Genomic DNA, 2,055 nt, shown 5'->3' with positions numbered 1-2,055 from the left:
CACGTGAACCGCCCAGTGCGTTTTTTGCTGCCCATCGAGATGTACGAACGTTTTACACATTCGTACTAGACAAGCGTTTTATACGCTCGTACATTTCCAGGCATGACGAACGCTACGAGCACCACCGCCGAGCGCGGCCCCCTCGCCGGTCGCCGGGAATGGACCGCCTTCGTGGTCCTTCTGCTTCCTCTCCTCCTCGTCTCGATGGACGTCTCCGTCCTCTTCTTCGCGATCCCGGCCATCGACCGGGACCTCGCACCCAGCGCCACCCAGCAGCTCTGGATCTTCGACGTGTACGCCTTCGCCCTGGCCGGCCTGCTCATCACGATGGGCTCGCTGGGCGACCGGATCGGCCGCCGCAAGCTGCTGCTCCTCGGCGCGTTCGCGTTCAGTGCCGCGTCCGTCGCCGCCGCGTACTCCACCAGCGCCGAGATGCTGATCGCGGCCCGCGCGCTGCTCGGGATCGGCGGTGCGACGCTGATGCCGTCGACGATGGGGCTCGTACGCAACATGTTCCGCGACGAGCGGCAGCGCGGCCGGGCCGTCGGCATCTGGTCGGGCGCCATGGCGGGTGGGATCGCGCTCGGCTCGGTGCTCAGCGGGGTCATGCTGGAGCACTTCTGGTGGGGCTCGGTCTTCCTGATCAACGTGCCGGCCATGGTGCTGCTGCTGGTCCTGGTGCCGGTGCTGGTGCCGGAGTTCAAGGACCCGAACCCCGGCCGGTTCGACTTCCTGAGCGTGCCGTTGTCGATGGGGGCCGTGCTGCCCGTCGTCTACGGGGTCAAGGAGAGCGCCGCACACGGGCTCGATGTGCGCAACGCACTGATCATCGCCGCCGGGCTCGTCGTCGGACGGCTCTTCGTCCGCCGCCAGCGCCGCCACGGCGACGCGATGATCAGCCGGGAGCTCTTCCGCAACAGCGGCTTCGCGGCCGGGATCGGGCTGAACGCGCTGGCCGCGTTCGCCATGCTGGGGTCCTCGTTCTTCACCACGCAGTATCTGCAGTCGGTGCTCGGCATGAGCACGATGGAGGCCGCGCTGTGGAGCCTGGCCCCGTCACTGGCGGTGGGTGCCGCCGCCCCGACGGCCACGGCGATCGCCCAGCGGACCGACCGCACGCGCGTCATCTGCGCCGGTTTCGTCATCGCCGCCGCCGGTTTCGCGGTCCTCGCCCTGACCGGTACGGACTCGCTGTGGCTGCTGCTCGGCGGCTGCGCCGTGATGAGCTGCGGCATCGTCACCGTGATGGCGCTCGTCTCGGACCTGGCGCTGTCCACGGCCCCGCCGGAGAAGGCGAGTTCGGCGGCCTCGCTGCTGGAGACCGGGCAGGAGTTCGGCGGTGCGATGGGGATGGCCCTGCTCGGCGCGGTGGCCACGGCTGTCTACACCGCCGACATGCCGGGCTCCGCTCCGGAGGACGCCCGTAAGACGCTGGCGGGTGCGGTGGCCACGGGGGACGGTTCGCTGATCTCGATCGGACGGGAGGCCTTCGTGCACAGCATGCAGTACGCCTCGGTGGCGGGGGCCGCACTGCTGCTGGCGGGTGCGGTGCTGGCCGTCACGCTGCTGCGGCGGCGGACCGCGGTGGCGGAGCAGGACGAACTGGCCCTGACGAGCTAGCCGTTGCTTGATCCGCAGGCCTGCCCGTTCTCGTCCGGCTCGGGTTCTTCGGATTCGGCTGGTAGGCCCCTGGGTCGTGTACGTGGCCGAGTCGGCTCCGCCGGACAGGACGGGATTCGCCCTCGGCCTGGCCATGTCCGTCAACCAGGCCGCCATCGTCCTGGTGCCGCCCGCGCTCGGCCTGCTCAAGGACGCCACCGGCAGCTTCACACCCGCCTGGGGTCTGCTGTCCGCGATGACCGCCGTCGCCCTCGCGGTCTCGGTCCGCGCGGGGCGCCGGCGTGGGTCCGGTCCGGCCCGGGCCGGGCCATCACGGCCCCCGGACCGGGAGCGGCCGGAAAGCCCTGATGCCCGGCCTCCGATGCGACCGGCCGCGAGCCGGGCGCGTCGGCTCATTGCTGCCCGCTGGGGACAGCGTGCGACGGTGCCGGGGAC

Annotated in this window: 1 protein-coding gene and 1 pseudogene; both read left to right on the top strand. The window is 70.8% G+C overall.

The window, feature by feature from the left end; translation table 11 throughout:
- Positions 1-102 precede the first annotated feature (102 nt).
- Positions 103-1,620, top strand: a complete 1,518-nt coding sequence (locus ACFU8Q_RS41175) for an MFS transporter (RefSeq protein ID WP_384465257.1) — start codon at positions 103-105, stop codon at positions 1,618-1,620.
- Positions 1,621-1,702: 82 nt separating this feature from the next.
- A pseudogene (locus ACFU8Q_RS41170) lies at positions 1,703-2,055 on the top strand (hypothetical protein); the annotation flags it as partial.

Source organism: Streptomyces sp. NPDC057543 (assembly GCF_042801895.1).
Taxonomy (GTDB): Bacteria; Actinomycetota; Actinomycetes; order Streptomycetales; family Streptomycetaceae; genus Streptomyces.
The sequence above is the reverse complement of the archived record's forward strand: the minus strand, read 5'-3'. Positions and strand labels throughout refer to the sequence as shown.

Coding starts and splice junctions, on each gene's coding strand:
- ACFU8Q_RS41175 (WP_384465257.1), top strand. CDS start 103: ATGACGAACGCTACGAGCACCACCGCCGAGCGCGGCCCCCTCGCCGGT.